This is a genomic window from Aestuariivivens marinum (assembly GCF_022662175.1).
Lineage (GTDB): Bacteria > Bacteroidota > Bacteroidia > Flavobacteriales > Flavobacteriaceae > Aestuariivivens > Aestuariivivens marinum.
The window spans coordinates 94,996-121,515 of record NZ_JAKMCR010000006.1 but is presented as its reverse complement, the minus strand read 5'-3'; the positions used below and the strand labels follow the sequence as shown (position 1 = coordinate 121,515).

23 protein-coding genes, 2 tRNA genes and 1 rRNA gene are annotated in these 26,520 nt (G+C 35.1%); 19 read left to right on the top strand and 7 right to left on the bottom strand.

The genetic code is table 11. The features are described from left to right. A 5S ribosomal RNA gene (rrf, locus tag MR053_RS12960) occupies positions 1-90 on the top strand; the annotation flags it as partial. A gap of 198 nt (positions 91-288) precedes the next feature. Here the strand turns inward: rrf and MR053_RS12955 are convergent. Further along, positions 289-1,431 (bottom strand): acyl-CoA dehydrogenase, encoded by a 1,143-nt coding sequence (locus MR053_RS12955; protein ID WP_242132838.1) that lies wholly within the window; start codon positions 1,429-1,431, stop codon positions 289-291. 93 nt (positions 1,432-1,524) lie between these two features. Between MR053_RS12955 and MR053_RS12950 the strand changes: the two genes are divergently transcribed. The 10 genes from MR053_RS12950 (at position 1,525) to MR053_RS12905 (ending at position 9,930) form a co-directional block, all read left to right on the top strand. Further along, positions 1,525-2,607, top strand: coding sequence for an anhydro-N-acetylmuramic acid kinase (locus MR053_RS12950; RefSeq protein WP_242132837.1), 1,083 nt, complete (start codon positions 1,525-1,527; stop codon positions 2,605-2,607). A gap of 138 nt (positions 2,608-2,745) precedes the next feature. Beyond that, on the top strand, positions 2,746-3,972 hold the full coding sequence (locus tag MR053_RS12945) for a Glu/Leu/Phe/Val dehydrogenase dimerization domain-containing protein (RefSeq protein ID WP_242132836.1): 1,227 nt from the start codon (positions 2,746-2,748) through the stop codon (positions 3,970-3,972). Positions 3,973-3,982: 10 nt separating this feature from the next. Beyond that, positions 3,983-5,410 carry a sodium:proton antiporter NhaD gene (gene nhaD / locus MR053_RS12940; protein ID WP_242132835.1) on the top strand — a complete coding sequence of 476 codons (1,428 nt, stop codon included), beginning with the start codon at positions 3,983-3,985 and terminating at the stop codon, positions 5,408-5,410. Between the two features lie 155 nt (positions 5,411-5,565). Next, positions 5,566-6,264, top strand: a complete 699-nt coding sequence (locus tag MR053_RS12935) for a MotA/TolQ/ExbB proton channel family protein (RefSeq protein WP_242132834.1) — start codon at positions 5,566-5,568, stop codon at positions 6,262-6,264. 1 nt (position 6,265) lies between these two features. Next, on the top strand, positions 6,266-6,658 hold the full coding sequence (locus MR053_RS12930) for an ExbD/TolR family protein (protein WP_242132833.1): 393 nt from the start codon (positions 6,266-6,268) through the stop codon (positions 6,656-6,658). Next, on the top strand, positions 6,658-7,506 hold the full coding sequence (locus MR053_RS12925) for an energy transducer TonB (protein ID WP_242132841.1): 849 nt from the start codon (positions 6,658-6,660) through the stop codon (positions 7,504-7,506). The genes MR053_RS12930 and MR053_RS12925 overlap by 1 nt, the downstream gene beginning before the upstream one ends. 12 nt (positions 7,507-7,518) lie before the next feature. Further along, on the top strand, positions 7,519-8,736 hold the full coding sequence (locus MR053_RS12920; RefSeq protein ID WP_242132832.1) for a bifunctional folylpolyglutamate synthase/dihydrofolate synthase: 1,218 nt from the start codon (positions 7,519-7,521) through the stop codon (positions 8,734-8,736). Between the two features lie 63 nt (positions 8,737-8,799). Further along, positions 8,800-8,874 (top strand) — tRNA-Val (locus MR053_RS12915). Between the two features lie 57 nt (positions 8,875-8,931). Then, a tRNA-Val gene (locus tag MR053_RS12910) sits at positions 8,932-9,006 on the top strand. 153 nt (positions 9,007-9,159) lie between these two features. After that, positions 9,160-9,930 carry a LuxR C-terminal-related transcriptional regulator gene (locus MR053_RS12905; RefSeq protein ID WP_242132831.1) on the top strand — a complete coding sequence of 257 codons (771 nt, stop codon included), beginning with the start codon at positions 9,160-9,162 and terminating at the stop codon, positions 9,928-9,930. 131 nt (positions 9,931-10,061) lie between these two features. On the opposite strand, the gene MR053_RS12900 is transcribed toward MR053_RS12905, so the two are convergent. Both MR053_RS12900 and gldJ read right to left on the bottom strand, forming a co-directional pair. Next, positions 10,062-11,339 carry a UDP-N-acetylmuramoyl-tripeptide--D-alanyl-D-alanine ligase gene (locus tag MR053_RS12900; RefSeq protein WP_242132830.1) on the bottom strand — a complete coding sequence of 426 codons (1,278 nt, stop codon included), beginning with the start codon at positions 11,337-11,339 and terminating at the stop codon, positions 10,062-10,064. 147 nt (positions 11,340-11,486) lie between these two features. Beyond that, positions 11,487-13,175, bottom strand: a complete 1,689-nt coding sequence (gene gldJ, locus MR053_RS12895) for a gliding motility lipoprotein GldJ (protein ID WP_242132829.1) — start codon at positions 13,173-13,175, stop codon at positions 11,487-11,489. Positions 13,176-13,437: 262 nt separating this feature from the next. On the opposite strand from gldJ, the gene porU reads away from it, so the two are divergent. From porU to MR053_RS12870, 5 genes are all read left to right on the top strand, one after another. Next, on the top strand, positions 13,438-17,322 hold the full coding sequence (porU, locus tag MR053_RS12890) for a type IX secretion system sortase PorU (protein WP_242132828.1): 3,885 nt from the start codon (positions 13,438-13,440) through the stop codon (positions 17,320-17,322). A 97-nt stretch (positions 17,323-17,419) separates the two neighbouring features. Then, a complete protein-coding gene (gene porV / locus MR053_RS12885) occupies positions 17,420-18,625 on the top strand; it encodes a type IX secretion system outer membrane channel protein PorV (protein ID WP_242132827.1) in 1,206 nt (401 codons plus the stop codon). Between the two features lie 99 nt (positions 18,626-18,724). Then, a complete protein-coding gene (gene cdd / locus MR053_RS12880) occupies positions 18,725-19,207 on the top strand; it encodes a cytidine deaminase (RefSeq protein ID WP_242132826.1) in 483 nt (160 codons plus the stop codon). 294 nt (positions 19,208-19,501) lie between these two features. After that, positions 19,502-20,500: a pyruvate dehydrogenase (acetyl-transferring) E1 component subunit alpha gene (gene pdhA / locus MR053_RS12875; RefSeq protein WP_242132825.1), complete on the top strand. Its 999-nt coding sequence runs from the start codon at positions 19,502-19,504 to the stop codon at positions 20,498-20,500. 3 nt (positions 20,501-20,503) lie between these two features. Beyond that, the gene (locus tag MR053_RS12870) at positions 20,504-22,144 is read left to right on the top strand and encodes a pyruvate dehydrogenase complex dihydrolipoamide acetyltransferase (protein WP_242132824.1); all 1,641 of its coding nucleotides are present in this window, start codon (positions 20,504-20,506) and stop codon (positions 22,142-22,144) included. Positions 22,145-22,226: 82 nt separating this feature from the next. Here MR053_RS12870 and MR053_RS12865 read toward each other — a convergent pair whose 3' ends face one another. Together MR053_RS12865 and MR053_RS12860 are read right to left on the bottom strand one after the other, a co-directional pair. After that, positions 22,227-22,499, bottom strand: coding sequence for a DUF4242 domain-containing protein (locus tag MR053_RS12865; RefSeq protein ID WP_242132823.1), 273 nt, complete (start codon positions 22,497-22,499; stop codon positions 22,227-22,229). A 148-nt stretch (positions 22,500-22,647) separates the two neighbouring features. Further along, on the bottom strand, positions 22,648-23,490 hold the full coding sequence (locus MR053_RS12860; protein WP_242132822.1) for a helix-turn-helix domain-containing protein: 843 nt from the start codon (positions 23,488-23,490) through the stop codon (positions 22,648-22,650). 118 nt (positions 23,491-23,608) lie between these two features. Here MR053_RS12860 and MR053_RS12855 point away from each other — a divergent pair, with 118 nt between their 5' ends. Both MR053_RS12855 and MR053_RS12850 read left to right on the top strand, forming a co-directional pair. After that, the gene (locus tag MR053_RS12855) at positions 23,609-24,586 is read left to right on the top strand and encodes a M28 family peptidase (RefSeq protein WP_242132821.1); all 978 of its coding nucleotides are present in this window, start codon (positions 23,609-23,611) and stop codon (positions 24,584-24,586) included. Beyond that, a complete protein-coding gene (locus MR053_RS12850; protein ID WP_242132820.1) occupies positions 24,579-25,262 on the top strand; it encodes an SDR family NAD(P)-dependent oxidoreductase in 684 nt (227 codons plus the stop codon). The genes MR053_RS12855 and MR053_RS12850 overlap by 8 nt, the downstream gene beginning before the upstream one ends. Before the next feature lie 76 nt (positions 25,263-25,338). On the opposite strand, the gene MR053_RS12845 is transcribed toward MR053_RS12850, so the two are convergent. Together MR053_RS12845 and MR053_RS12840 are read right to left on the bottom strand one after the other, a co-directional pair. Beyond that, complete coding sequence (locus tag MR053_RS12845) at positions 25,339-25,488, bottom strand: hypothetical protein (protein WP_242132819.1); 150 nt, start codon at positions 25,486-25,488, stop codon at positions 25,339-25,341. Between the two features lie 135 nt (positions 25,489-25,623). After that, positions 25,624-25,827, bottom strand: coding sequence for a hypothetical protein (locus MR053_RS12840; RefSeq protein WP_242132818.1), 204 nt, complete (start codon positions 25,825-25,827; stop codon positions 25,624-25,626). 94 nt (positions 25,828-25,921) lie between these two features. On the opposite strand from MR053_RS12840, the gene MR053_RS12835 reads away from it, so the two are divergent. Beyond that, on the top strand, positions 25,922-26,518 hold the full coding sequence (locus MR053_RS12835) for a SprT-like domain-containing protein (RefSeq protein ID WP_242132817.1): 597 nt from the start codon (positions 25,922-25,924) through the stop codon (positions 26,516-26,518). The last annotated feature ends 2 nt before the right edge of the window (positions 26,519-26,520 follow it).

The window sequence follows — 26,520 nt, the reverse complement described above, 5'->3', positions numbered from 1 at the left end:
GGGGCTCACCTCTTACCATTCCGAACAGAGAAGTTAAGCCCGTTAGCGCCGATGGTACTGCATCTGTGGGAGAGTAGGTCGTTGCCTTTTTTGGAAACCCTTCACTATTTTTAGTGAAGGGTTTTTTTGTTTAAGTTTGGAATGGATAGTATTATTGGGCTATTTTAAATTCATTCTTAAGGAAAAAAATAACTCATTTAAAAGCTTAAAGTCTAATTAGAGATTAGAAATTTTCAGTAATAATCTGTGTTTGGTAAGTGGATAAGAAAAGATTAATAAGGTTAAGTCTTAATCTCTTAAAATACTTCTGGAGATCACAATTTTTTGAATTTCAGAAGTGCCTTCATAAATCTGTGTGATTTTGGCATCACGCATCAAACGTTCCACATGATAGTCTTTTACAAAACCATTTCCACCATGAATTTGTACCGCTTCAACTGTGGTTTCCATTGCAACCTTTGAAGCATAAAGCTTAGCCACGGCACTTGATCTATCATAATTGTTGCCTAAATCTTTATCTTTCGCAGATTTCATCACCAATAATCTAGCTGCTTCTATTTCGGTATACATGTCAGCCAATTTGAAAGCAATAGCTTGATGATTACTAATCTCGGTTCCAAAAGCTTTTCTTTCCTTAGAATATTTTAAAGCCAATTCATAAGCGCCTTGTGCTATGCCCAAAGCTTGAGAGGCAATACCTATTCGTCCTCCAGATAATGTTTTCATGGCAAATCTAAATCCAGAGCCATTTGTACCAATTCTATTTTCTTTAGGAATCTTCACATCATTAAACTGTAAAGTGTGCGTATCGCTGCCTCGAATCCCCAATTTATCTTCCTTAGGGCCAATATGAAATCCAGCTGTTCCACGTTCTACAATAAATGCGTTAATACCATGAGAACCTTTATCACGATCGGTTTGAGCTATTACAATATAAACATTAGCTCGGCCACCGTTAGTAATCCAGTTTTTAGTACCATTTAATATGTAGTGATCGCCTTTGTCTATTGCAGTGGTTTTTTGGGAGGTTGCATCACTGCCTGCTTCAGGCTCACTTAAACAAAAAGCACCTAGATATTCACCAGTAACTAGTTTTGTTAAATATTTTTGCTTTTGTTCTTCAGTGCCATAAGCTTCAAGTCCGTAACACACTAAAGAGTTGTTTACAGATACCATTACTGAAGCCGACGCATCGATCTTAGATAATTCTTCCATAATAAGAACATAGGAAATAGTATCCATTCCACTACCACCATATTTTGGATCTACCATAATGCCCATAAACCCAAGTTCCCCCATTTTTTTTACAAGTTCACCGGGAAAATGTTGTTTATTGTCACGGTCAATAACTCCAGGTAATAATTCTGTTTGGGCAAAATCCCTAGCAGCATCACGAATCATTAAATGTTCTTCCGAAAGATTAAAATTCATATGAATAATAATATTATTAATATATTAAAATATACTAGCAAATATAGTGTTATTATAAGATTTTTTCAATAAAAAACGCTAATTTTACTTAATATGATAAAAAATGAATATTATGTTATAGGGGTGATGTCTGGTACATCTTTAGATGGAATCGATTTGTTATATGCGAGGTTTAAGTATGGTAAAAACTGGGATTTCGATATTATTAAAGCTGAAACAATAAAATACGATGAAGATTGGAATGGAAAATTGGAAAATTTGGTAAATCTAAGTATTGAAGAACTAAAATTAATTGATAAGGAATATACCCATTTATTGGCAAATGTTATAAGCACATTCATAGCAAAGTATAAGATTAAATGTATTGATGCCATCTGCTCACATGGTCATACAGCATATCATCAACCAGAAAATAAGTTAACCTACCAAATAGGCAATCAACCAATAATTTCAAAATTGGTGGGTCAAACCGTTGTTTGTGATTTTAGAATTCAAGATGTGGAATTAGGTGGGCAAGGGGCACCATTGGTACCTATTGGGGATAAGCTTTTGTTTCCAAATTACGATTTTTGCCTAAACCTAGGTGGTTTTGCAAATCTATCTGTAGATATAAATAACGAACGAATAGCTTTCGATGTTTGTCCTGTTAACATCCTTTTAAATTATTATGTTAAGAAAATAGGATATGATTTTGATGATAAAGGAAAAATGGCATCGCAAGGGAAGCAAAACGATGAATTACTATCTAAATTGAATGATTTAGAATTTTACAGGAAATCATATCCAAAATCTTTAGGGTTAGAATGGGTAAAGACTTCTGTGATTCCATTAATAGATGAATTTAATCTGGAGCCCCCAGATATTTTAAATACACTTTGTGAACACATAGCAATACAAATTTCGAATGAGATAAATAAAATTAAAAAAGGATCAGTTTTAATAACTGGTGGTGGGACTTACAATGATTATTTAATCAATAGGATTAAAAGTTTTTCGCAAAACGAAATTGAGGTTCCCTCAAAACAAATTATAGATTTTAAAGAAGCATTAATTTTTGCCCTGCTTGGCATATTAAGGCTTAGAAAAGAAACCAATTGCTTGAAAAGTGTAACAGGAGCATCAAAAGATCATAGCTCGGGCAATATATTCTACCCTCATAAAATCTATATAAATTAATTATTAAAATTTTTAGTTTTCTATATTTGTTGTCTTAAATAATTCAAAACTTTTTTAGTATGACACAGCTTTAGCTACACATAGAATACCTATCGTGATTTGAAAATTAAAGCTGATAAATATTAATTAATACTAAGCATGAAAGAATTACTAAAAAAGTATGAAAATAAAGCCCCTGAAATTGTTTTTAATTGGAAAGACCCTGAAACAGAAGCTGAAGGTTGGGTGGTTATAAATTCTTTACGGGGTGGAGCTGCTGGAGGAGGGACACGAATGCGTGAGGGCTTGGATATTAATGAAGTATTGTCTCTTGCCAAAACCATGGAGATTAAATTTACTGTTTCAGGACCTCCAATTGGAGGAGCAAAATCCGGTATAAATTTCAATCCAAAGGATCCCCGAAAAAAAGGAGTGCTTGAAAGATGGTATGCGGTGGTATCGCCATTGTTAAAAAGTTATTATGGTACAGGTGGAGATTTAAATGTAGACGAAACTTATGAGGTTATACCTATAACAGAGGAGAGTGGGGTATGGCACCCCCAAGAAGGTGTCTTTAATGGGTATTTTAAGCCAACAGAAGCCGATAAAATTAATAGGATAGGACAATTGCGCCAAGGGGTCATAAAAGTAATTGAAAATCCTCTTTATTCTCCTGATGTTTTGAAAAAATATACCGTAGCCGATATGATTACAGGTTTTGGGGTAGCCGAAGCTTTAAAGCAATATTATAATATTTATGGCGGTTCGGTAAAAGGTAAACGTGCCATTATTCAAGGATTTGGAAATGTTGGAGCCGCTGCAGCATTTTATTTATCTCAAATGGGAGCAAAAGTGGTAGGTATTATAGATATTGTTGGAGGCTTAATTAATGAAGATGGATTTACTTTTAAAGAAATAAGGAACTTGTTTCTTGAAAAAAAGGGTAATACTTTAGTTAGTGATAATTTAATTCCGTTTGAAGAAATAAATGAAAGGATTTGGTCCATTAAAACTGAAATTTTTGCACCTTGTGCAGCTTCTCGCTTAATTACGATTCATCAAATAGATGAAATGATAGATAGTGGCTTAGAAGTTATATCCTGTGGAGCAAATGTGCCATTTGCAGACAAAGAGATTTTTTTCGGACCAATTATGGAGCATACGGATTATAGGGTTAGTTTAATACCAGATTTTATTTCTAATTGTGGAATGGCTCGTGTTTTTGCCTACTTTATGGAGCGTCGTGTGCAAATGACCGATGAGGCCATATTCAATGATACTTCAAATACAATTAAAGAAGCATTGGAAAAAGTATACCATAATAATAAATCTAAGCAGGGACTTAGTGAAACAGCTTTTGAAATAGCATTAAACCAATTAATTTAATATAAGATACATGGAAACAGCAATTATTTTAATATTCGCAATGGGGTATCTAGCGATTACCTTAGAACACAGTATAAAAATTGATAAACTGATTCCAGCCTTAATAATGATGGCCATTTGTTGGGCGTTAATTGCTTTTGGATTAGAAAGTTTTACTCAGTGGTTCGATTCTGGGAAACATGATTTACTTGATAGTTTTGGAAGCTTACCTTTAGAAGATGTAATAGATGGACAAGGGCATGTATCTCAGAAAGGTAAAATGCACATTATGGAAGAAACCCTGTTGCACCACTTAGGTAAAACGGCTGAAATTTTGGTGTTCCTTCTAGGTGCAATGACCATTGTGGAGATTATAGATTATTTTGATGGTTTTTCTACAATAAAGAATTTTATTAAGACTAAGAAAAAGACTAAAATATTATGGATATTTTCCATATTGGCATTTATTCTTTCGGCTATAATAGATAATCTTACAGCAACAATAGTATTAATTTCCATATTGCAAAAAATTGTTAAGGATAGAAGTGTAAGGTTATGGTATGCTGGTCTAATTATTATTGCAGCAAATGCAGGAGGTGCTTGGTCTCCTATTGGAGACGTTACAACCACCATGTTATGGATTGGTAATAAAGTAACTACTGGTCACTTAATAGGATATTTGTTACTGCCGTCATTTTTGTGTATGGCAGTGCCATCATTTATAGCTTCTTTTTTGCCTGCGTTTAAAGGTGATTTGGATATGGAAGATACTCAAGATAAGCCTAAGTCTAAGTTTAGTAGCACGATGCTGTATTTAGGATTAGGAGCAATTGTATTTGTGCCCATATTTAAAATGACAACACATTTGCCACCATATGTAGGGATGATGTTATCGTTGGGTGTGGTAGCTGTTTTTGCTGAAATTTACAGTAGCTCTAAATTTACTATGACAGAGTTTGGTGCAGAGGAAAGTGATGCGCATGCCCACCATAGTCCTGTACATTATTCGCTGTCTAAAATAGAATTGCCCAGTATCTTATTTTTCTTAGGCATATTAATGGCAGTGGCAGCTTTGGAGTCTTTGGGAATATTATTCAATTTTGCAGGAACTTTAGAGGATACCATGCCAATGTTAGGTACTGAATTACACCATGGGGGAGTTTCAGATATTGTGGTATTGTTATTAGGTGTTGGTTCCGCAGTAATAGACAATGTGCCGTTAGTAGCTGCCAGTTTGGGGATGTTCCATGAACCGATCGACAATGAGCTTTGGCATTTTATAGCTTACTCAGCTGGAACAGGAGGGAGTATGCTTATCATTGGTTCTGCTGCAGGTGTAGTGGCTATGGGTATGGAGAAGATTGATTTTTTCTGGTATTTAAGGAAAATAGCATGGTTAGCCTTGGTGGGCTTCTTAGTTGGTGCAGCGGCGTTTATGTTTACCAGAACCTTATTTTAATTACAGGATATAAGTTGAAAACAAAAGATTAGTTGATTATGGCTAATCTTTTGTTTTTTCAGAAGAATCTAACATCTAAATATCACGGAATTTATTTTTTATTATACTTTAGCAAAAAAAGATACGTTATACAGTTGCAATAAAAATTTTAATTTATGCTAATTACATTATTACAAAATCCCCAAGAAGGTGAGGTTTTAACAGATATTGAGTCTGTTGAAAAAACATTATCAATCATTGAATTAATTAGTAGCGGAGGTGTTGCAGGACAAGTTATAATTGCTGTTTTGTTCCTATTGCTAATTGCGGCAACCTATATTTATTTTGAACGGTTGTTTGCCGTTAAAGCAGCTTCAAAGGTAGATGCCAATTTCATGAACCAGATAAAAGACTATGTGAGTAATGGTAAAATAGATTCTGCCCAGGTGCTCTGTGCCCAGGTAAATTCACCTGTTTCTCGATTGATAGGAAAAGGGATTTCTAGAATAGGTAAACCCTTGGCCGATATTAACACAGCTATCGAAAATGCAGGGCGTTTGGAAATTTATGGTTTGGAAAAAAACGTAAGTATTTTGGCAACTATTTCTGGAGCTGCACCTATGATAGGTTTCCTTGGTACGGTTATTGGTATGATTTTAGCAATATTTGAATTGGCTAATGCTGGTGGAACCATAGAAATGGATGTTTTGGCAGGTGGACTCTACACAGCAATGACAACTACGGTAGCTGGTTTAATAGTTGGTATTGTTGCTTATATTGCCTATAACCATTTGGTAGTTAGAACCGATAAAGTCGTGTATCAAATGGAAGCCAATTCGTTAGAGTTCTTAGATCATTTAAACGAGCCAGCTTAATATGAATTTTAGAGGAAGAAATAAAGTTACACCAGAATTCAATATGTCGTCCATGACGGATATTGTATTCTTGTTGCTCATCTTTTTTATGATTGCGTCAACCTTGGTTACTACCAATGCTATAGATATTCTGTTGCCCAAAGCTAGTGGAAAGACTGAGAATAAGCGTTCGGTAGCGGTAAGTATCAAAAAAGATTTAACATACTATATTGATCAAAAAAGGGTAGGTGAAAGCGTATTGGAAAATGAATTGCTAGCAAAACTCTCAGACCAGGACAAACCTACTATTGTTTTACGAGCAGAGAAATCGGTGCCTGTTGAAAATGTAGTCAAAGTAATGGATATCGCCAACAGAAACAAATTTAAAGTGATATTGGCAGTAAAACCTAAATGATGAAGTATTTCGAAACCAAACATGAAAGAGATTCAGCAAAATTAACAGCGTTAATTACTGTTATTATTTTGCTTATGTTATTTGTGGTTGGTACAAAGTACATGGATCCTCCAGAGGAATATGGTGTGGCTGTGAATTTTGGAAACACTGATTTTGGTCAGGGAAACATTCAGCCCAAAGCTCCTGTAAAATCTGAGCCCAAAAACATACCAGAGCCTCCGCAACCGGAGGTTACAAAATCGCAACCCTCTCCTTCAACAGTAACAAAAGAAGAAGTGCTTACTCAAGAAAACGAAGAAGCTATTGCAATAAAAAAACAAAAAGAGGCAGAGGCCAGAGCTAAGGCAATTGCAGAAGCTAAAGCTAAAGCAGAAGCGGAACGTATCGCTAGGGAAAAAAGAGAACAGGAAGAAAAAAAGCGCAAGCTGGATGCTTTAATAGGTGGTGTTAGTAAATCGGAAGGCACAGAAACAGGTAGTGAAGGTAACGATAATAAAGCAGGCGATAAAGGCCAGTTGGATGGTGATCCTTATGCGCCAAGTTATTTTGGTGGTCAGGGTATAGGCAGTGGAGGTGTTGGCTATGGATTAAACGGTCGAGGTCGTGCAACTTATAAAACATTAAAGCAGGACTGTAATGAGTCTGGTTTAGTTATAGTGAAAATTATAGTGAACCAAAATGGGAATGTCATTTCAGCAGAACCAGGTCAAAAAGGTACAACTAATACTGCTCCATGCTTGTTTAAGCCTGCAAAAGAAATTGCCATGTCCCATAAATGGCCTTCAGATCCTAAGGCACCTACAAGACAAATTGGGTTTGTTAGTGTGAATTTTAAATTAAGTCAGTAGTACTGTTACAAAATGACCTATCAAGAAACTGTCAATTGGATGTTTTCACAACTCCCAATGTACCAGCGGCAGGGTAAAACGGCTTTCAGAAAAGACCTGTCAAACACTTTAAAATTTTCAGAATATTTAAATTTCCCAGAACGCCATTTTAAATCGGTTCATGTAGCTGGTACTAATGGTAAAGGTTCTACAAGTCATATGCTGGCTTCAGTTTTGCAAGAAGCAGGTTATAGAGTAGGGTTGTATACCTCTCCACATTTAAAGGATTTTAGGGAGCGTATTAAAATAAACGGAAAACCTGTGAGTAAAATGTTTGTTGCAGGTTTTATAAAGCGTAATAGACCTTTTTTTAAAGCTAATCAATTATCTTTTTTTGAAATGACTGTTGGTATGGCTTTCGATTATTTTTTCAAGCAGCAGGTAGATATAGCCATTATTGAGGTTGGTATGGGTGGTCGCTGGGATTCTACCAATATCATTACGCCAGAACTTTCTGTTATTACCAATATTGGATTGGACCACACGCAATTTTTAGGAGATACTTTAGAGGTTATAGCTTTTGAAAAAGGAGGAATTATAAAAGCTAACGTGCCAGTAGTGATTGGTGAAACCCAAAAGGAAACCAAACTTATTTTTGAAGATTTGGCTCGAAAGGCAAATTCTAATATCGTATTTGCCGATCAGGAACCTAATCAGGTTTTAGCGAGTGACTTAAAAGGACCATATCAGTCTAAAAACATAAAGACTGTGATACAAGCTGTAACAACTCTTAAAAACATCGGGTATATAATAACAGACCTCCAATTGAAAAGTGGGCTTTTACATGTTGTGAAAAATACAGGTTTATTAGGACGTTGGCAGGTTTTGGGTGAAAATCCAAAAGTGGTTTGCGACACCGGGCATAATAGAGAAGGGTTGGCTTATACCATGCGGCAACTTCAACACGAAATCTTTAATAAGTTACACCTTGTTTTTGGGGTTGTTAGCGATAAAGATATAAGTTCTATTGCAGATTTATTGCCAAAAGAGGCGACTTATTATTTTTGTAAACCAGATATTCCTAGAGGAAAGGATGCTACAGAATTAAAATTGACTTTAAGTGAGTTTGGTATTAGGGGCGAGGCTTATAATTCAGTGAGTGAGGCTTATAACAATGCTTTTAAAAATGCTTCTCCCAACGATTTTATTTTTGTTGGAGGGAGTACATTTGTAGTAGCAGAAATAATTTAATTTTTTTAATAAAAAAGTTTTGCCAATAGAAAAACTGCTTTATATTTGCAGTCCAATTGCAAAGGGCGCGTAGCTCAGTTGGTTCAGAGCACTTGGTTTACACCCAAGGGGTCAGGGGTTCGAATCCCTTCGCGCCCACAAAAGCTTCCAAAAAAGGAAGCTTTTTTTATATATTTACTTTTTGAAAATATTAATGGGTCGTTAACTCAGTTGGTTCAGAGTGTTACCTTGACAGGGTAGAAGTCACTGGTTCGAATCCAGTACGACCCACATTTTCTTTTATGATTTTCTGAGTTATCTTTTATAAGAACAGTTAAACGTCCTAAATTTACTTTTTAAGGGGCCTATTTTTTATTTGTTAGAATATGTATTAATTTCATATTACATTGCTATTTATAAATGGTAATGTTTTATACTAAATCTATGCAACATACAGATATAAAAGGTAGATATAAAACAATATTTGAATCTTATGGTAATCCTTCAATAGATGAACATATTAAAAAAATTATAGAACTAGATTGCTTTTTGCCATACAGTTCTACATTTTTTTGTGTAACCAATACACAGGATTTAACCTTTGAATATGTTAGTAAGAATGTAAAGGCATGTTTGGGTATTGAAGCTGATGAAATGCAAAAAAAGGGAATGCGGTATTTTTGGAGTAGGATTCACCCCGATGATATTGATAAGTGGTTGAAGGTACTTAAAGACTTAATGGAGTTTACCCTTTCAGAGATTCCTATTGCAAATCGACAACGAATGAACTATACTTGGAACTATCGGTTGAAGAATAGAAGTGGTGAATATGTAAACATTATACAAAACACAAGTCCTCTAGAATTTGATGCTAACATGAAGCCTATAATTGGATTGGCTCATTATACTATTTTACATGAGAAATTAACCTTGCCATTTACGGCATCTGCTAAGTTTTTAAACGTTAATAATGAATATGAGACTCTTTATTACAATAACTTTTCCCAAAAACTATTAATTGACGGCATTAGTAATAGGGAACGTGATATTGTTAGGTTGTTGGTGTTAAACCATAGTAGTAAAGATATAGCCAATAAATTGAATATAAGCTCTAATACAGTAGATACACATAGGCGAAATATTTTAAAAAAACTAAATATTTCTTCTACAGGGGAACTAGTTGGACTCTTAAAATTAAATACCCATTGGATTTAAAGCTAGAAAAATACTCAATTTGAGTATTGTGAAGTGTTTTTAAAAGTTGGAAATTTACCTTGCTATTAATTTAGTTTTGGGAGAATTTATAAAAGTGTCTTTTCATGTAAATGAAATAGGCACTTTTTATTTTAATAAATAATATCTAAGACCCGTTCCAAAGCCATTCCGCGAGATCCTTTTATTAGTATAGTAGCTTTATTCATTTCGCTCATGTTAAAATGGGTTTTAAAATTATCAAAAGAACTATACGGCTTTACTGTTTTTGAATTGGTTTTTGATTTGTAAAAGTTTTCCCCAACTAAAAAGGTTTGGTCTATATTCAGCAATGCTACTAAATCGGTAATGGTTTGATGTTCCTGTACTGCATAATCCCCTAATTCAAACATATCACCCAAAATCGCTATTTTTTCTCCTGTTTGCTTTTCTAAATTCAATAGGGCAGCGTGCATACTAGTTGGGTTTGCATTATATGCATCCAAAATAATTTTTAGATTCCCTCTTTGAATGATTTGTGAACGATTGTTATTGGGTATGTAGTTTTCTATAGCCGATTTTATGCGCTTATCATCAACTTTAAAATAATGCCCTATGGCAATGGCAACTGCAATATTATTAAAGTTATAATCTCCAATAAGCTGACTGTTTATTTCTAAACCATTATAGCTTAGTTTCACAAGAGGATTGGCTCCTGTAAAATTTATTGTAAGATCTTGTTGTGAATTGCCAAAGGAATAAGTGTTAGCATGTTGGGTTTTTTCAACTTGAATGGAATCGTTGCTGTTAACGAAAATGGTCTTGCTATTGGTAATTAGATAATCATATAGCTCGCTTTTTCCTTTTATAACGCCTTCAACACCACCAAAACCTTCCAGATGTGCTTTTCCAAAATTAGTAATATAACCATAATCAGGCTGTGCAATGTTACACAGACACTCGATTTCTTTTTGATGGTTAGCCCCCATTTCAACTATACCTATTTCTGTATCTTGAGTCATTGACAACAAGGTTAAGGGAACGCCTATATGATTATTCAAATTCCCAATAGTTGCAGTTGTATTGTATTTTTGTGATAATACGGCATTAATCAATTCTTTAGTAGTTGTTTTGCCATTGCTTCCTGTTAAGGCAATGATGGGCAATTTTAAAAAAATCCTGTGATAGGAAGCTAGTGCCTGTAATGTTTCAAGAACATTATTTACAATAATAGTTTGGTTGTTTATTGCAAATTTCGGTTCGTCTATTATAGCATATTTGGCACCAAGTGTTAAGGCTTGTTCGGCGTATGTATTACCATTAAAATTTTCTCCTTTTAAGGCAAAAAACATATCATTTTTAACCATATTTCGTGTATCGGTATTAGCCTTGTTGCATTCTAAAAAAAGCTGATGTAGTTGTTCTATGTTCAATGTTTTTATAATAAGTAACGTTAGATTCAGAAACAACACTTCTACAGGTTTGATGTAGCATCCTAGTGTGACAGTTTCAAAAAAATAAATGTAATAAAAAAGCCCTAACCGAAGTTAGGACTTTTTAAATGTTTTTACCAAATATTTTTAGTTTTTGGTTTTGTTTTTTCTTTTGGTTTTAGAGCCTACTCTAGACATGGCACATCTAAATCCTATATAGTCGGTAGCCATATCTTCAGGGTAATAGCGACGTTGCGCAGGGTCTAACCAATATTCCCTGTCTTTCCACGAGCCACCTTTATAAACCCTAACATTATCATTAATCAATGAGGTTCTATTGTTATCCTTGTCATGTTCTCTTATTAAATTTCCTAAAGAATCACGTTCTACACGATGTCTAGGTGAGTTGTACATCAACTTCGTGTCAGCAGAAGCATCGCCTTCCCCATCTTCATCAAAACTTTCAAAAAATCTTGATGAGCGTTTATCACCATCCCTAAAGTTTATTTGATTACTTCTGTCAAAATTCGTTCTTAGATAGGTTTCATCTTCATCAACAGGAACTTGTAAAATCTCACCAGGTAAATTTCTGGCTACTAGTTTTCCAGTAGATAAGGTGTCATAAACAATATCTTCTGGCGTAACTACTTTAACCTGTCCTTCTTCATCAATAGCGTTTTTAGTATAAACATTCCCTCTAAAATAGTTGAAATCATTAAATTCATCATCAACAATTGGTCGGTATACATCGGCTACCCATTCGGCAACATTACCTGCCATATCGTATAAACCATAGTCGTTTGGATCGTAAGACTTAACTTCATTAGTAATATCGGCACCATCATCGGACCATCCAGCAATTCCACCATAATCACCTTTTCCTTGCTTGAAATTAGCTAATTGATCACCACGTATTCTACGTTTTCCAGCACGGGTATATTGTCCATCCCATGGATATTTTTTACGACCTCTATAAACGTTGTAGCTTCTAATTTCACTCAATCCAAGTGCTGCATATTCCCATTCTGCTTCTGTAGGTAGTCTATATTTTAAAGGAATGATTCCCGATTCCCTTTTAGCATAAATGTTTACAGGATTACCATCGGCATCTACTTGTGCATTTCTATTTCTTCCACTATCCGGATTGATAACTTCTTCGTTTCCACCATAGGTCATGGTTGGAGCATTAATGTAGGTATCAATATTAAATGTAGCATCTGCAGAAACATCTGTAAGGTGAGAGCCTCTTTTGGTATAGCCAGCTTTTTGTAAAGCCATTTCGCCGACACGGTCCGATCTCCAGTTAGCAAATTCAACCGCTTGAATCCAACTCACACCAACTACAGGGTATTCGGCATAGCCCGGGTGACGCAAATAGTTTTCCGTCATAATTTCATTAAAACCTAATCGATTTCTCCATACCAATGTATCTGGTAAGGCACCATGGTAAATGGCCCTAAAATTTTCGTCTGTTGGTGGGTAAACACGTTTAATCCAATCTAAATATTCTAGATACATTACATTGGTAACCTCTGTCTCATCCATGTAAAATGACTGTACGTGCTGTTGGTTAGGTGTATTGTTCCAATCGTGCATTACATCGTCTTGTACACGACCCATGGTAAAAGTACCTCCCTCAATAAAAACTAATCCTGGAGCAGTTTCTTGCTCTTCAAAACGAGTATTGTATTGAAAACCACCTTCACGGTCGTTGATTTGCCATCCTGTAGCTCTGGAAGTATTTTTAGAACTTGTTGACTTTTTACAGCTTATGGCCGCTAAAGACAACCCTAGTATTAGCAGAGTTTTGAATGTTACTACTTTTTTCATATCCATATCTTTAAGTAAGCTAATTTATATTTTGGTGCTGCAATATAAGAATTAAACCGAAGATTGCAAGCAATTTTTAGCATTTTGACCAAAAAAAAGTGTATTTCACCTTATTTTTTATGTATTTCATCGATATTTTTCTTGTTTTTTGGTGTCGATTTGTCTTGTATTAACGTGTGTTTTACAAATTTATTATCGTATTTTTGAAGCGAAAGTAAAAATATTATATTTTTAATAATAACGCCATTTTATTAACGTTATTCTTGCAATGAAAGAGAAATTTTTAATTCTATTTTTGTTTTTTAACGCTTTAGCTTTTTCACAACAAAAACAGTTTACAATTAATTGGGAGGGTGTTCAAAAACTTTCAGCAGGTAATAACACCATCGAAATACCTTCTTTTAATAAAGGCAACTTTAGTTATGATTTTGAAACAGGTCTATTATTTGTTTCACAATGGGAAACCAGTTCACCTATTAATGAATCTTCCATTGTTTTGAGCAATGTAAGCTATAAGCCTATTTCTAAAAGTGATTTAAAAGACCTTGATTTAAATAAAATAACGAATAAACTAATTTATAGTTTGCATAATTCCTATGCTAGGAATAAGAAATATGCCTTTTTTAAGTTGTCGCCAATAATAAAGGATGGGAATGGCAATTATAAAAAAATCATTTCGTTTCAAATTGAATATAAAAGCGGTGAGGTTAACAGGGCAATTTCAAACAAAAGTTTTAAAAGGTCACGTAATATCACAAATTCGGTATTGAATTCTGGTGAGTGGTATCGTTTTTATGTTGATACTACGGGTGTTTATAGGTTGACAAAAAGTTTTTTGCAGCGCTTGGGCGTTAATGTTAATAATGTGGATCCCAGAACCATTAAGCTTTATGGTAATGGTGGCAGAATGATACCATATAGTAATGCGGTAAGCCAGCCATTTGATGTTATGGAGAATGCAATAAAGTTTATTGGACAAGATGATGGGGTTTTCAATGATGAAGATTATATATTGTTTTATGCTGAAGGACCAAAAGGCTTCGATGCTCAAAGTAATACCAATATTAATTGTTATACAGATAAGACCTATTATTATATTAATGTAAGTTCTGGTAATGGCAAACGCATTCAATCCATGGTTCAGCCAGATGCGGTTCCTAATATGACAATTGACACCTATGAAGATTATCAATTCCACGAAAAAGATGAGCAAAATATTGCATCTTTGGGAAGACGTTGGTTTGGAGAGCGGTTTGATATTGAAAATGAAAAATCTTTTGAATTTAATTTTCCTGACTTAATAACTGGAGAGCCTATTCGGCTAAACGTTTATGTAGCTGCAGCCTCATCAGCTCCTAGTACCATGCAAGTTAGCGTGAATGGGAATGAGGTTACTACACTTAACATGGCGGGGGCTTCTGGAGCCAATTTGGCAAGTGCTGCACAGTATAATGGAGATGTTAATGTGGGGTCATCTAATGTTGTTGTAAATTTAATCTATAACAATCAAGGAAACCCAAGTGCTTTGGGGTATTTAGATTACGTTTCAATTGAAGCAACTAGATCACTAAACTTCAACAATAAACAATTTCAGTTTAAAAACAGTAATGTGGTTTCTGCTTTAGGTATAGGGCAGTACAATATCTCGAATGCATCTCAAATCTCCGAGGTTTGGGAGGTTACAGATATATTTAATATTACAAGTTTTGAAAATAACGAATCTTCTCCTACTTTAAGTTTTAAATCTACTTTAGGCGTTTTAAAGACCTTTGTAGCTGTAACTCCACAAGATTATTTCGAACCAAAAGTAGATGAAACAACCACAGTTCCCAATCAAAATATTAAAGGAACGATATTCACCAATTCACAAGGAGAGTTTCAGGATGTTGATTATATTATAGTTGCTAGAAACGATATGTTGGGACAGGCCGAACGCTTGGCAAATATCAATATGGATAGATACGGTATTAATGCAAAAGCTATAGGGTTGAATGAAATTTATAATGAGTTCAGTACAGGAAACACAGACATAGGGGCAATAAGAAATTTAGTGAAATATGTTTATGATAATGCCAGTGCTCCAGAAAAGAAGCTAAAATATTTATGTCTTTTTGGAGATGGTTCTTTCGATTATAAAGACCGTGTACAAAATAACACCAATGTTGTGCCATCTTGGTACTCCCTTAACAGCTTTAATCTTACCAGTTCTTATGTTTCTGATGATTTTTATGGGATGATGGACGATAACGAGGGAATGATGTCCAACAGTGATAAATTGGATATTGCTGTAGGTCGCATACTAGCCGATACACCACAACGAGCAAAGGATATGGTAGATAAGGTGGAATTGTATTATGCTAAAGAAGCTTATGGCAGTTGGCGAAATAATTTTATTGCCGTTTCTGATGATGTCGATGAAGATTGGGAAGGTATTTTGCAACAGACCACTAATAGCTTAGGTGATATGGTCGCAGCTGAAAAGCCGTATATAAATGTTATTAAAATTCATAGTGATGCCTATAAACAGGAAGTTTCGGCTGGGGGAGAACGCTACCCCTTAGTAACCGAGGCTTTGGTTAATGGAATTGATAAAGGGGCTTTGGTGGTTAATTATTTTGGACATGGAGGTGAGGATGGTTTATCGGGAGAACGTATTTTTTTAAAACCAAATATAGAAGATCTGCAAAACATTTGTAAGTTGAATTGTTTTGTGACAGTAACCTGTGAATTTACCAAGTTCGATAATCCGTTAAGGGAAACAGCAGGAGAATTTACCTATTGGAACAAGGAAGCAGGAGCCATAGGGTTAATTACAACCACTAGACAAGTATTTGTGATTTTCGGAACCAATTTCAATAATGTTTTAGAACAGTATTTGTTTTCGTTTAGTGATAATGATACTTATGCTGATTATGAATACCCTTCGGCAGCAGAAGCGTTACGATTAACTAAAAATGATCCTTCCATATCGAGTCAAAGTCAAAGGCGATTAGTGTTTTATATCGGTGATCCTGCGATGAAATTAACGTTTCCCAAGCCAAACATCAGGCTAACAAAGATTAATGATGTTCAAGTGGGACAGTCAACAGATACACTAAAGGCACTAAGTTATGTTAAACTGGCGGGAGAGGTGACAGATGTAAACGGAAATGTGCTGACCAATTATAACGGAACCCTTTCCTCTACCATTTATGATAAGTTTATAGATAGGCAAACCCTAGCCAATGATGGTACACGGGATTCTAATGGACAACTCATTAAGTTAGATTTCAATACATTAGGAGCTACCATATTTAGAGGGCAGGCCTCAATACAAAACGGACAGTTTGAATTCGATTTTGTGGTGCCGAGGGATGTTGGTATTCCTGTTGGTTATGGAAAACTGAGCTTTTATGCCAAAAATGAGGCATCAACCGAGGACCAAACAGGGGCAAGTATTAATGAGGTTAGAATTGGAGGGTTAAACGAAAATGCAGAAGAAGATAATACGGGGCCAGTGATTACCTTGTATATGAATGATGAAAATTTTGTTTCGGGAGGTATTACAAACGAATCCCCGACATTATTGGCAAAGTTGGAAGATTTAAACGGAATCAATACCGCTAGTGGTATAGGCCATGATATTGTAGCCATAATTGATGGCGATGAAACCAACCCATATGTGTTAAACGATTACTATCAAACCGAAGTTGATAATTATCAAAAAGGTGTCGTAAGTTTTCCGTTTAGGGATTTAGAGCCTGGGTTGCACACGTTAACCCTTAAAGCATGGGATGTTTATAATAATTCTTCAATAGCCGAAATACAGTTCATTGTATTTGATAAAGATCAAGAATTGGTTATTAATAATGTGTTGAACTACCCCAATCCTTTTGTAAATTACACAGAATTTTGGTTTAACCACAATAGTTCTGCACCTTTAGACGTTTCAATACAGATATTCACCGTGTCTGGGAAATTGGTAAAGACCATTAATGGGCAAACCAATGCAGGGTCAAAGATTACAAGTTCCTTGTCTCGAGATATGGTTTGGGATGGACGGGACGATTTTGGTGACAAGATAGGAAAAGGGGTTTATATCTATAAACTCACGGTTAAATCGGCAGTATTGAATAAAAAAGTAGAAAAAATAGAAAAACTGGTCATTCTATAGCCCTGGATAAGACATATGACCGAATATTTTTGCAGCTTTAAGGTAAAGGCTGTAACAGTTTAAAATAAAATTTATATTTGTTAACTAAACTAACTTCATGAAGAATAAATTATTGTTTATAATGGCTTTTGCCATTTTGCTTAAATTTGAAGCGCAGAATAATACCATCCCCTTTGAGGATGACTCTCGGGTAATAACAACAGGGATTCCTTTTTTACTAATTGCTTCAGATGCTAGAGCAGCAGGAATGGGAGATATGGGAGTGGCCACTTCAGTCGATGGATTTTCACAACAATGGAATTCCTCAAAATATGTATTTTCTGAATCCAAATCAGGCTTAGCTGTTAGCTACACGCCCTATTTAAGTAAATTGGTCAATGATATCTTTTTAGGAAATGTAACCTATTTTAATAGATTGGATGAACGTAGTGCTTTTGCAGCTAGTTTAAGGTATTTTTCTTTGGGGGATATTGAATTTGTTGATAATGAGTTTGATACTCCAAGAATTCAAAGACCTAGTGAGCTATCACTTGATGTATCCTATGCATTAAGATTGTCAGATCAGTTTGCTATGTCTGTAGCTATGCGCTATTTAAGATCAGATCTAAGGATACAGGGCGTTGATCAGGATGCTTCGGCGGCGAATACCTTTGGCGTGGATATCTCTGGTTATTATCAAAGTGAAGAAGAAGCCTATAATGATTTTAACGGTCGTTGGCGTATGGGGTTTGCCATTCAGAATATTGGACCAAAATTTAAGTATGATGACGGAGGGCTTGATAACTTTCAGCCAACCAATTTGCGTTTAGGTGCTGGATTCGATTTTATTTTCGATGAGTATAATAAAATAGCTGTTACTGCTGAGTTAGCCAAGCTTTTGGTGCCTACACCACCCAGATACGGTTTTGTGGATTCAGATGATGATGGTGAATATGATAGAGGAAGTGAAGAAGTGGTTATCGTTGAGGGTAAAGATCCTAATGTTAATTTCTTATCAGGTATTTTCCAATCGTTTGGCGATGCTCCTGGAGGGTTTAGTGAAGAGTTAAAGGAATTTACCTATGCTTTGGGTGCAGAGTATGTATACCAAGATTCTTTTGCCTTAAGAGCTGGGTACTTTAATGAAGCAGAAGAAAAAGGAGCTAGAAAGTTTTTTGCTTTGGGAGCAGGGTTTAAATACAATGTAGTGAATATAGATTTATCTTATCTTTTCTCTACATCAAAAGTACAAAGTCCATTGGAAGGTACGTTGCGTTTTTCGTTAACATTTAATATTGGTGCAGGTGAATATACCGAGTATTAATTTACTATAGCTATAAACAGCTTCTCAATATAAAAAGACCATTGCTCACCAAGCAATGGTTTTTTGTTTAAATTAGTGTCAGAATACTATATTTTAAATATGGATGAAATAAAAATAGAATGCATACTATATGCTTTCGATGGGTTAGAGCATTTGCCTGAAGATATTAAAAATTTAATGCATCAAGCTATTGAAGCTAGGAAAAAAGCCTATGCGCCTTATTCTAACTTTCAAGTAGGGGCTGCTTTACTGTTAGATAATGGTAAAGTGATTACAGGAAGTAATCAGGAAAACGCATCTTATCCTTCAGGGTTGTGTGCCGAAAGAACGGCTGTGTATTATGCAGGTTCAAAATATTCTGATACCAAAATTTTAAAAATGGCCATAACGGCAGCTTCAAAAAAAGGAAATACTACAGAGCCCACACCTCCTTGTGGAGCCTGTAGGCAAGCCATAGTAGAGTATGAGGTTAAACAAAACCAACCTATAGAAATATACTTTATGGGTGAATCAGGCAAAGTGATTAAATCTAATTCATTGGAAAATTTATTACCTATGGTTTTTAATAAATCGTTGTTGTAGTGTTAGATGTCAAGTTCAGGGTTTATATTACTTGGCGATCACGATAATCAATTTTTAGGTTTTGGAGTTTATATTTTGTGTTCAATTAACTGTCTTTGGCTATCTGTCTTCTGCCTCATGTTTTATCTACTTTCAAATACCACATTTTATAAATAAAAAATCATCAAAAAGATAATCTTAACTTGAATTAAATAAATTTTTCAATATTTTATTAGTTTAATCACCATCCATTTTTCCAATATCCCACAAAATATTACTTTTGTAGCTCGCATAAATTAAACCCTATATAAGTAGATGCAAAAAATAACGAAAGAAGTTTACCTTAAGTGGTATGAAGATATGCTATTCTGGAGAAAGTTTGAGGACAAACTAGCTGCAGTTTATATTCAGCAAAAAGTTAGAGGATTCTTACATTTATACAACGGTCAAGAAGCGATATTAGCTGGTGCTTTGCATGCTATGGACTTGACCAAGGATAAAATGATAACGGCTTATCGTAATCACGTGCAACCCATAGGGATGGGTGTGGATCCTAGACGTGTTATGGCAGAGCTTTATGGAAAAGGAACAGGTACATCACAAGGTTTAGGAGGGTCTATGCACATTTTCTCAAAAGAACATCGTTTTTATGGAGGTCATGGTATCGTTGGGGGGCAAATTCCTCTAGGAGCAGGTATAGCTTTTGGAGATAAGTACCACGGAAGTGACGCTGTGACTTTATGTTGTTTTGGTGATGGGGCGGCTAGGCAAGGTTCGTTACATGAAACCTTTAATTTGGCAATGCTTTGGAATTTACCTGTAGTATTCGTTTGTGAAAATAATGGTTATGCTATGGGGACATCGGTTGAACGAACAGCCAACCATGAAGATATATGGAAGTTAGGTTTAGGCTATGAAATGCCTTGTGGTCCTGTTGATGGGATGAATCCTGTAAAAGTGGCCAAAGCTTTCGACGAGGCCATACAGCGTGCGCGCAAAGGAGGCGGACCAACATTTTTGGAGTTAAAAACTTACCGTTACAGAGGTCACTCCATGAGTGATGCACAACATTACAGAACTAAGGCAGAAGTAGAAGAGTATAAAAAGATTGACCCAATTACTCAGGTTAAAGATCTTATACTTGAAAAGAAATATGCCACAGAAGCAGAAATAAAAGTTATTGATAAACGAGTGAAAGATAGGGTTGCTGAATGTGAGAAATTTGCTGAAGAATCACCTTGGCCAGAAAAGAATGTCATGTACGATGTGGTTTACGAGCAAGAAGATTATCCTTTTATTCAACATAAATTATAAACTATGGCAGTAGTAGTAAATATGCCGCGTTTAAGCGATACCATGGAAGAGGGAACCGTAGCGGCTTGGTTAAAAAAAGTAGGAGATAAAGTTGAAGAAGGCGACATTTTAGCTGAGATAGAAACCGATAAAGCGACTATGGAGTTTGAATCTTTTAACGAAGGTGTATTACTTCATATTGGCGTTCAAGAAGGAGAAACAACCAAAGTCGATGAGTTGTTGGCCATAATTGGAGAAGAAGGCGAGGATATATCAGAATTATTAAATGGAGGAAGCGAAGCTGCCGAACCAAAAAAAGAAGAGGAAAACACAAAAAAAGAAGCTGTCATTCAGAGCGATAGCGAAGAATCTAGTAAATCTGAAGACGTAGAAGAATTACCCGAAGGTGTTGTTGTAGTGACCATGCCACGGCTAAGTGATACCATGGAGGAAGGAACTGTAGCTACTTGGTTGAAGAAAGTTGGTGATATTGTTGAAGAAGGTGATATTTTGGCGGAAATAGAAACCGACAAAGCTACTATGGAATTCGAATCTTTCCAATCGGGAACCTTATTGGAAGTTGGCTTACAGGAAGGCGAATCAGCCAAAGTGGATGCTTTGTTGGCTATTATTGGTCCTGCTGGTGCCGATATTTCAGGCGTTGTAGCTAACTTTAAAGCACCTGCCAAAGCAATCAAAGAAAATGAACCAAAAGTTGAAGCTAAGGTTGAAAAACCAAAACCAGCATCAGTTGTCACTTCGAGCGCAGTCGAGAAGTCTTATGAACATACCCCAACCCCAGTAACAGCAAATGGAAGGGTATTTGTTTCACCTTTGGCTAAAAAATTAGCGGAAGAAAAAGGTATTAACTTAACCCAAGTTAAAGGGTCTGGTGAACATGGACGTATTGTTAAGCGTGATATAGAAAACTACATCCCTACCGCATCTATGGCTTCGGTGGGTAAATTTGTGCCAGCTGGGCAAGAGGATTTTGAGGATATGCCTAATTCACAAATGCGTAAAGCTATTGCCAAGGCATTGACTAATTCTAAGTTTTCTGCGCCACATTATTATTTGGCTGTTGAATTTGATATGGACAATGCCATTGCATTTCGCCAACAATTCAACTCATTGCCGGATACTAAAATATCATTTAATGATATGGTAGTAAAGGCTTGTGCTTTAGCATTAAAACAACATCCACAAGTGAATTCACAGTGGTTTGCTGATAAGATGCGTTTAAATAATCATGTGCATATTGGTGTGGCGGTTGCTGTACCAGATGGTTTGGTAGTTCCAGTTGTGCGTTTTGCAAACGAACAAAGTCTACCACAAATAGGAGTAGCAGTTAAGGAGTTAGCTGGGAAAGCTAGAAATAAAAAGTTAACGCCACAGGAAATGGAAGGTAGTACTTTTACGGTATCCAACTTAGGTATGTTTGGTATTGATTATTTCACATCAATTATCAATCAACCCAATTCTGCCATCCTATCAGTAGGAGCGATTGTTGAAAAACCAGTGGTTAAAAATGGTCAAGTTGTAGTTGGAAATACTATGAAATTAACATTGGCTTGTGACCACAGGACGGTTGATGGTGCAACTGGTGCTGAATTTCTCCAAACTTTAAGAGCTTATATCGAGAATCCGGTTACCATGCTGATTTAAAATATAGTGTCATTTCAAACTTAAATGAGAAATCTCATAAAATAAAAGCCCTTTTCAATTGAAGCGGGCTTTTATTTTATTTCTATTCTGAAGTTGTGGGATCAATAATAGCATAAACTGTACTTACTGAATTAACTGGGAAACCACCTTGTTTAGCATGTTCTCTAACCATGTCCTCATTAGGTGCAATGTAGACACAATAAATTTTGTTATCGGTAACGTAACTGTGTACCCAGTTAATTTTTGGTCCTAAGTTTTCCAAAACACCACAAGATGTTTGAGAAATGGCTTTTAATTGTTCTGCAGATAATTTTCCAGCATCTGGAATTTCACGCTCAATAACATACTTTGGCATAATACATTAGTTTTATTTCCTACTCATAAGGCTTTTCAGTGACGCCCTGTTTTTTAGTGTGGTTTCTAGACTCCACCTTTTTTGGCCATATAAACCTAAATAATAAAATAGTTTATATAAGTTAAGAATGGGTAGATTTAGAGGAACGTTAATTACAATACACATGTTTTTGTAGATAGTTTGAAGGCAAAAGACCATAGTTGTCATAAAAACACTTGGTAAAATAGGTTGAATTATTAAATCCAGTTCTATGGGCTATTTCAGAAATATTACCTTTTTGATTGTATAATAATTCCAATGCCTTGTGTAACCTAAATGCCCTTATAAACTGATTTGGTGATTTCCCCGTGAGGCCTTTTAGATTTCTATTAAGTTGCGATTTGCTATAGCCAATAGACTTACTAAATGCAGACACATCCAATGTAGGGTCGTTCCAATTTTTTTCAATAAATAGGATTAGTTTAGATAAAAACCGTTCTTCTTTTGGCTTTAATAGCCTAATATGTTCGTTATGTAAAAAATCATTTTTATTATTATTTTCATAAAGGTGTTTTACTCCAGAAGTTATAATAATATCTCCCTTTACATATTCGCATAATTTAATAGTATGTGCTACAGCTTCCTTAAAAACATTACCCTCTAATAGGGTAGGTATTAAAGAGACACCTATTTTTAACTGTCTGTAAGTAGGGTCGAAATTAGGTGTAATATAATTTAAATTGCCATAAATTTTTATAGCACAAAAGATGGTATCGTTGGTAGAATTGAATGAAACAATATAAGAGTTGTCTTTTAGTGAAAGTATGTTTCCGTTAAACTTTTCTATAATTTTTTGGGTACTGTTATGAAATTTTTGATGAAAAAGATCGAACTGATTGTCCTTTAGTCGGTGCAAGTAATCACCCGTTTCCAGTGCCATAATAATGTTTTGGCTTGGCTTGGAGTAAATAATTGCACTGGGCTCTGTATGACTATAGATGTTATTTGTCATGACGTTAAAGTGATTCTACAATATAGTGATTTTTAAGGAGATATGGTAGGAATTTTACATTGAAAAAAGAATCGTTACCAATGAAAATAGAAGATAATAAAAATCAAATAACCTAAATATGAATTTCATATCTTTAAAATCAATAAAATTGATGCCAATGCATAAAGTGTTTAGTCTTGTAATTTTACTATTGACCTTAAGCAGTAAAGGAAGGGCACAGAATAATGAAACTATTATTACAGGTAATGAATTGGAAAGCATTGTAAGTTATTTGGCTTCAGATGATTTAAAAGGTAGGGATACGGGAACCAATGGTATATACAATGCAGCCGTATTTATAGAGGATTATTTTGAGAAGCAAAACATCAAATCCTATTTTGAAACGTATCGTGATCATTTTAAGGTAGATAGCCTTGATGCTTTCAATGTTGTTGGGTTTATAGAAGGTCATGACTACAAGTTGAAAAATGAAATCATTATTTTGGGGGCACATTACGACCACATAGGTAAAGGTAGATTAAAAGATAATGACTCGATAGCCAACGGGGCAAACGATAATGCTTCTGGTACTAGTGCAGTAATGGCCATGGCTAAATATTTTTCGACTAAAAAAAGTAATAAGCGTAGTCTAATGTTTGCCTTATTTTCTGCTGAAGAAAGAGGATTGCTGGGCTCTGATCATTTGGCCAAAAGATTAAAAAAAGAATCGACAGATATTTACACTGTTGTTAATTTTGAAATGTTAGGGTTGCCTATAGAAGGTTTTGATTTTATGGGCTACATAACGGGTTATGAGACTTCAAACATGGTTAAGTTTATTAATAATAATGTAGGTGATTCTAAATTTTTAGGCTTATATGAACTGTCTAAAGCTTATGAGCTTTTTAAACGTTCCGATAATTACCCGTTTTATTTAGAATATAATATACCATCACAAACCATTTCAACATCCCATGACTATGAGCATTACCATCAGGTAGGTGATGAGGCTGATATTATGGACTATGTGCATATGGCCAATTTTATAAATAAGTTAATCCCTGCTATAGAAACTATGGCAAATACACCAACTAAAGTTATTAAGCTAAATGAGTAAGCATGTCATTATAACAGGAACGAGTAGAGGTATAGGTTTTGAACTGGTAAAATTGTTTGCCCAAGCAGGACATCAAGTACTGGCATTATCTCGTAATGAAAAGTCCATAAAGGATTTAAAATTGGATAATGTGACCTGTTTTTCATTCGATTTAGGTGATGGTAATGCCTACAGTAAAGTTGAAAGCTTCATTAAAACCCATTGGCAACAAGTAGATATTCTTATCAATAATGCGGGTTCATTGATAAACAAACCGTTTTCAGAATTGACTATGAGTGATTTTGAATCGGTATACAAAACCAATGTATTCGGCGTTGCCGAACTTACTAAAGTGACGTTGCCTTTTATGAAGAACAGGGGTCATGTCGTAACCATAAGTTCTATGGGAGGAGTTCAAGGTAGCGTCAAATTTCCGGGATTAGCAGCCTATAGCTCTAGCAAAGGAGCAGTAATTACATTAACCGAATTGTTGGCCGAAGAATATAAAGATTCTGGAATAAGCTTTAATGCTTTAGCTCTAGGGGCGGTACAAACCGAAATGCTTAAAGAAGCTTTTCCAGATTATAAAGCGCCAACTACAGCTATAGATATGGCGCATTATATTTTTGGTTTCTCATTAAACGGATATAAATACTACAATGGTAAATTGTTGCAGGTGTCTAATTCTACACCTTAGTTTAAAGGGAAAGAAAAACCTATTGTAGCGGCTCTACTAATTTGTTCAGCTGAGTTTTGGAGATAATAAGTTAAAGTTAATTCGTATCTATGGTTTCGTCAATAGCTATTCCTATTTCAACAGGAATATGCATAGATATACCATTAAAGTCTTTTTTGGTTTTAGGAATATATGTTAATAAAGAACCAAAAGTATCTCCAATACCTGTTTTTATATATGGAGCCACCCATGGTGTGGGAAGTGAAACTCTAATTTTTCATCTATCTAAAGGGCTTTAGAGGATACTTTGTGTTGTTATAGATTTTTTGGTCTGGAATCTGATTCTGTTGATGTTAGTATCAATCCAGTATAAGGACGCAAACTAATATTTATTAAAAGCAAAAACATATTTGCCTTGGGCATAAAACCTAGAACCAAAGATGTTCATATTTTCATAAGGACTGGTTAAACCTAAACCAATAGAAGCTTCAATAAATTCTCCTTTGCTAGGTTGGATAAAGCTAAATAAATGATATGCTAAAGTTAAAAAGATGGTTAATGACGTATTCAAAAATGAAGCATACATAAGCAGATTTTTTGAATTTCAATATTACACTTTTTTGTTTATAATGTCAGGTGGCAACAGTTTTTAATACTAAAGATTTCTTTATTTTTACCATATGAAACACCAATTGGAGAAATTCATTCCACAAGCTTCAGTATCCCAAGTTATAGAACTTTTAAAACATGACAGCTTATTGGTTAAAATTAAGAGTGAACGCAAGACCAGACATGGCGATTATAAGGCATTGCCTAAAGGAAAGCATCAAATAACCGTGAATTCCAATTTAAACCCGTATCGGTTTTTAATCACGCTCATCCACGAAATTGCACATTTTGAGGCCTATCAGCAGTACGGACGGTTTATAAAACCACATGGCATAGAGTGGAAACGCACCTTCCAGCATTTAATGTTACCATTTTTAAATCCGAATATTTTTCCAAATGAGCTATTGCCATTATTGGCAAAGCATTTTAGAAACCCTAAGGCCAGTAGTGATAGCGATGTGTATTTAGCATTGGCTTTAAAACAGTTTGACGAACCTAACGATAAAACCTATATTTTTGAAATTCCGTTAGGCAGCAAATTTAAACTGTATAATGGTAAGGTGTTTCAAATGGGACAAAAAAGGGTAAAACGATATGAGTGCCTTGAAGTGAAAACAGGAAGGCTATTTTTATTTAACCCTAATGCAGAAGTTGAATTATTGAATTGAAC